Source organism: Frankia sp. KB5 (assembly GCF_002099325.1).
In the GTDB taxonomy this organism is placed as follows: domain Bacteria; phylum Actinomycetota; class Actinomycetes; order Frankiales; family Frankiaceae; genus Frankia; species Frankia casuarinae.
This window is the reverse complement of sequence record NZ_MRUJ01000101.1, coordinates 1-4,801: the sequence shown is the minus strand read 5'-3', so window position 1 is coordinate 4,801 and position 4,801 is coordinate 1. Positions and strand designations below refer to the sequence as shown.

Genomic DNA, 4,801 nt, shown 5'->3' with positions numbered 1-4,801 from the left:
GTGGTCGCGGACCGCTGGTACCCCTCGAGCAAGACCTGTTCCGGCTGTGGCGGGCGAAACCCAAACCTGACCCTGCCGGACCGCATCTTCACCTGCCCGTCCTGCGGGCTGGTGGCCGACCGCGACGCCAACGCCGCGGTCAACCTGCGTCACCTCGTCGCCGCCAGTACGTCGGAGACGATAAACGCCCGTGGAGCCGACCGTAAGACCCACCCTGGTGGGCGGGTGGCTGTGAAGCGGGAACCCGGCACGGCCATGGCCGGGAAGAGCGTCACCCGCACCACCGAGGTGGCATCCGGCGGGAAGTACGGCGGGACACGGCGGGACACGGAGGGACACGGAGGGCGTCCCGGTCGGCGTGAAATCCTTCACGCGGCACGGAAGGGCGCGACACGTGATTCCCGTCGCGATCGCCTTGCCGGGTCTGCCGTAGACCATGACGGCGAGCTTCCGAAAAAGCGCCGTGACCACGCTCGGCGTGAACGCCCCGCCCACCAACTGACACAATTGGGTAGTCAGATCACGGCCCGCTGCTGCGCCCCGGAGGGCACGAATGAGGGCACGAATGAGCCGGCCCTCCCAATCCTTCCGGTAAAGTCGGACGGGACCCGGACCCGGACGCGGAGCGTGAAAAGCGGAGCGTGAAAAGCGGCCAGAACCGTTGAGGAATGCCGCCGAACCCGGCGGGCCGTCATGGCCGGGACCGTCACGGATTCCCCGCGCAGGGGGCATCATTGCCGGCTCACAAGTGGTTGCAAGAGGTTTCAGGCGTCCGGCCGACGGCTTCCTCCGATGCCACCCGACTCCGCCTCGAGCCGTTACCCGAACAAGCCAGCCGCAGGGGCGGCGGCGGCGGCTTTCCCTCGCATCCACCAACGATTCGATAGGCATCAGCAGCACTCCATCGCCGCACCGGTCAGTCATGACGGCCCTGAAGCCGCGCCCCGGCCGGTTTCCGGAGTGCCCTGGGAAGGAGAATCCATGGCGGATCCCGTGGTGACCGACGTCGGGACGTCGGCACGCAAGATCGACCGCGAAGACCCGAACGGCGGATGCCCGGTCGTACAGGGCGCCGACGGCGTATGGCGGATCAGCGGGTACGCCGCCGGGCAGGCGGTGCTGCGCAGCTTGGAAACCAAGCAGGCCGGCCTCGGTATCGACGCATCTAAGGCGATTCCCAAGCGGATCCGCCGACCGGTGCTGCACAGCGACGGCCCCGAGCACCGGGAACGCCGCCGGCTGACCGCACGATTCTTCACTCTACGCAGGGTCGACGAGCACTACCGCGAGCTGATGCACCGCGTCGCCGACGAGCAGATCGACCGGTTGCGCCGCGAGCGGAGCGTCGACCTGTCCGAGCTCAGCTTCGCCCTCGCCGTCGAGGTCGCCGCCGCGGTGATCGGCCTCACCAACAGCCGCCCCGGCATGGCCGCCCGCCTGGAACGGTTCGCCCAGGGAGACCTCGGACCGCCGAATGTCACCAGCATCCGCGGCATCAGGCAGTTCATCCGGCAGAACCGCCACGCCCTCGCCTTCTACCTCGCCGACGTGCGCCCCGCGGTACGCGCCCGCCGTCGGCGACGCACGGATGACCTCATCTCACACATGATCGACCAAGGCTGCACCAATGCCGAAATCTTCGCCGAGTGCGTCACCTTCGCACCCGCAGGAATGATCACCACCCGGGAGTTCATCAACGTCGCCGCCTGGCACCTGTTCACCGACGACACACTGCGCGCCCGCTACCACGACGCTGACCAGACCGAACGGATCGCGATCCTGCACGAGTTCCTGCGCTTGGAACCGGTCATCTCCACTCTCAAACGGCGCACGACGGCCGACATCCAGCTACCGGGCCCGCACGGCCCGCTAACGATCCCAGCCGGCGCCCAGATCGACATCGCGGTGAGCAGCACCAACATCGACACGCAGGCCATCGGCGCCGACCCGTACACAGTCCGCCCCGCCCGCCCGATCGGCGACGGCGTGAGTCCGGCGGGGCTGAGCTTCGGCGACGGCCCCCACAAATGCCCCGGCGCACACGTCGCCATCCACGAAACCGACATCTTCCTGCACAAGCTGTTCATGCTCGACGGCCTGCACATGGCCAGCCCACCCCAGGTCACCCTCCGGGACGAGATCGCGGCCTACGAGCTGCGCGGCCTCGTCGTCACGCTCGACTGAATCGTCGCGCTCGGTTGACCCGGCCCCACACGCCCGGCGCCGGGCACCAGGCACCGGATTCGCGTCGTCGCCGACGATGAACCTGAGGCGTCACGACACTCCCGGATCCATCACTCCCGGACCCATCGGCTGGGCCTGGCCGTTACGGATCTCCGCGCGGGCGTGCGCGACGAGCTCCTGGACGTCCCGTTCCACCTCGTCGGGGTCAAGCCCGAGCGCCCGCCCGATGTGGACCGACCACACCTCGGACCGCAGGTTGGTCTCGAAGTCGAGTTCGGCACGGAGGTTCTGCCGGGCGGCCTCACGGTTCTGGCTGACCATCACGAACGTCGATAGGAAGATCGCCTCCAAGCTGACGATCATCGTCAGGAGGCCGAACGGGTAGCGGTCGAAGACGGCGCCCTCGCCGAACACGCCCTCGTTCAACAGGATCCAGCCGCCGAACCAGACCGCATGCAGGTAGACGAAGGGCAGCGATCCCGCGAAGGAGGTGATCAGATCCGCCCCGCGGTCCTGCGAGGTGCGCATCCGGGCGAAGGCGATCCGCTCGTTGGAAATACGCGGATGCGGGCGGCCACCCGCTTCGGCGTGACGGGGTCGGCCATGGGTGTCGGCGGAGGAACTCATGCCTTCATGCTGATATGCACCCGGATGCGTTCCCGCGCCGGCCCGCTCCTGGTGACGCTCCATCGCCTCCAGCCGCCTGGCGATCGGAATCCAGGAATTCCTCACCTGCATCCGCGCGGTCAGCCGGCGGCCCGCGGGACACTGGGCCGATGCCGCGTCCCTTCCAACAGATCGATGTCTTCTCAAGATCCCCGTATCAGGGCAATCCGGTAGCCGTCGTGCTCGACGGATCGGGACTCGACCCGGAGGAGATGCAGCGGTTCGCCCGGTGGACGAACCTCTCGGAGACTACCTTCATCCTGCCGCCCACCTCATCGGACGCCGACTACCGGGTCCGGATCTTCACACCCGGTGCCGAGCTGGCCTTCGCAGGGCATCCCACGCTGGGTACCTGCCACGCCTGGCTGACCACCCGGCCTCCGGCCGAACGGGGCGATGTGGTCGTTCAGGAGTGTGGTGCCGGGCTCGTTCCCGTCCGGCGGACCGCGGACGGACTCGCGTTCGCCGCACCCCCGCTGCGACGCTCGGGGCCGGTTAAGGAGGCCCTCGTCCAGCGCATCGGCACGGCGCTGGGCATCGCCCGCGATGACATCGTGGCCGCCGAGTGGGCGGATAACGGGCCGGGATGGATTGCTGTTCTACTCGACAGCGCCGAGGCGGTCCTCGCGTTGCAACCGGGCATCGTCGACCTGCATCTCGGCGTGCTCGGCCCGTATCCGCCCGAGTCGACCGAGACGTTCGAAGTTCGGGCCTTCTTCCCCGTGAACGGCACGACGAGGGAGGATCCGGTAACCGGAAGCCTCAACGCGTCCGTCGCCCAATGGCTGCTCCGGACCGGGCGAGCGAGCGCACCCTACACGGTGAGCCAGGGAACACTGCTCCACCGGACCGGACGGGTGCACATCTCCGCTGATGCGGACGGCACGGTCTGGATCGGCGGCGACACGATCACCTGCGTGTCCGGCTTCGTCGAGCTATAGGTTCCGTTTGTAAACGAACCGACCTGCGCTGGCATACCGGCGCAGGTCGGCGAGCTGGGCGTCGTTCCGGGTCAAGAGCGAACCCGATACGCCTGGAGGACCCTCACGGGCTTCCTCGACGGCGGCTGCGACCGCGCGCCGGACCCGGTCCGCGGCGGCCTCCCGACCATACAGCCGGAAGCACAGCGACGTCAGGATCTCGGTCACGTCCCCGACCAGATCGTCATCCACCCCGGCGGGGTCCTCATCCACCCCGGCGGGGTCGACGACCAGCAGCCGGCGGCCGGACGCGGCAAGGTCGGCGTCGACATACTCGACGCCGAACCGGCCGAACCGGTCGCGATACTCGACAACGATCGTGGCTACCTGCGTGCCGCGTAGCAGGGCATGGCCCACTATAGCCTGCCAAAGTACATTATTAAGCGCTGAGTCGTGCAAACTAAAGTACACCCTATGGAACGCGAACTAAGTGACGGAACGGTCGAAGGCATCGCCATCAACCCCGAAACAGGCGAAGAACACCCGTTCCTGCGTCGCCCAGGCCGACGCACACGGGCCGTGGTCTATCCGCCCTTTCGGTCCTACGGCGTCGAGGTTCGGTCAGGGACGCGGCCGATCTGGCTCTATCTGCGGCTATCGAAGTACCACCGGGATGGCGCTGATGCGATCGAGCGTCACCGCATCGACCTCACGCGGCTACTGGCCGGCCACGTGGGGCGATGGAAAATCGCTGGTGGTCGGCCGGTCGACGTCGGGCTGCCTTGGTGCCGTAGGTGGAGCCCGTCTTCTAGTATGACGTGGGGATCTTCAGGCACGTGGGACTGCTGCTTCGAGCGCGACCTTTAGACTCTTTGATCATCTGATCCCCCCGGTCGGCCGCCTGGCAGGGCCCCGGCAAAGTTGTCGGTTAGCAAGCAAGGCTCTTGATCGTCTCTAGTGGTCGTTCGGGGCGCCGCGCGTGGTGTCGGATTGCCTGGGCGATGTTCGTGGCGCCGGTCAGGCGAAGGATC

The 4,801-nt window shown here is 67.6% G+C and carries 3 protein-coding genes and 2 pseudogenes; 3 read left to right on the top strand and 2 right to left on the bottom strand.

Features of this window, described 5'->3' with window-relative positions; genetic code table 11:
* Both KBI5_RS11355 and KBI5_RS11350 read left to right on the top strand, forming a co-directional pair.
* Window positions 1–270: pseudogene (locus tag KBI5_RS11355) on the top strand (zinc ribbon domain-containing protein); the annotation flags it as partial.
* A 711-nt stretch (window positions 271–981) separates the two neighbouring features.
* Window positions 982–2,184 carry a cytochrome P450 gene (locus tag KBI5_RS11350; RefSeq protein WP_011436398.1) on the top strand — a complete coding sequence of 401 codons (1,203 nt, stop codon included), beginning with the start codon at window positions 982–984 and terminating at the stop codon, window positions 2,182–2,184.
* Window positions 2,185–2,274: 90 nt separating this feature from the next.
* Here KBI5_RS11350 and KBI5_RS11345 read toward each other — a convergent pair whose 3' ends face one another.
* Window positions 2,275–2,811: a DUF1003 domain-containing protein gene (locus KBI5_RS11345; RefSeq protein ID WP_011436397.1), complete on the bottom strand. Its 537-nt coding sequence runs from the start codon at window positions 2,809–2,811 to the stop codon at window positions 2,275–2,277.
* A 149-nt stretch (window positions 2,812–2,960) separates the two neighbouring features.
* Between KBI5_RS11345 and KBI5_RS11340 the strand changes: the two genes are divergently transcribed.
* The gene (locus KBI5_RS11340; RefSeq protein ID WP_023841251.1) at window positions 2,961–3,791 is read left to right on the top strand and encodes a PhzF family phenazine biosynthesis protein; all 831 of its coding nucleotides are present in this window, start codon (window positions 2,961–2,963) and stop codon (window positions 3,789–3,791) included.
* A gap of 120 nt (window positions 3,792–3,911) precedes the next feature.
* On the opposite strand, the pseudogene KBI5_RS11335 reads toward KBI5_RS11340, so the two are convergent.
* Window positions 3,912–4,148, bottom strand: a pseudogene (locus KBI5_RS11335) (IS607 family transposase); the annotation flags it as partial.
* Window positions 4,149–4,801 lie beyond the last annotated feature (653 nt).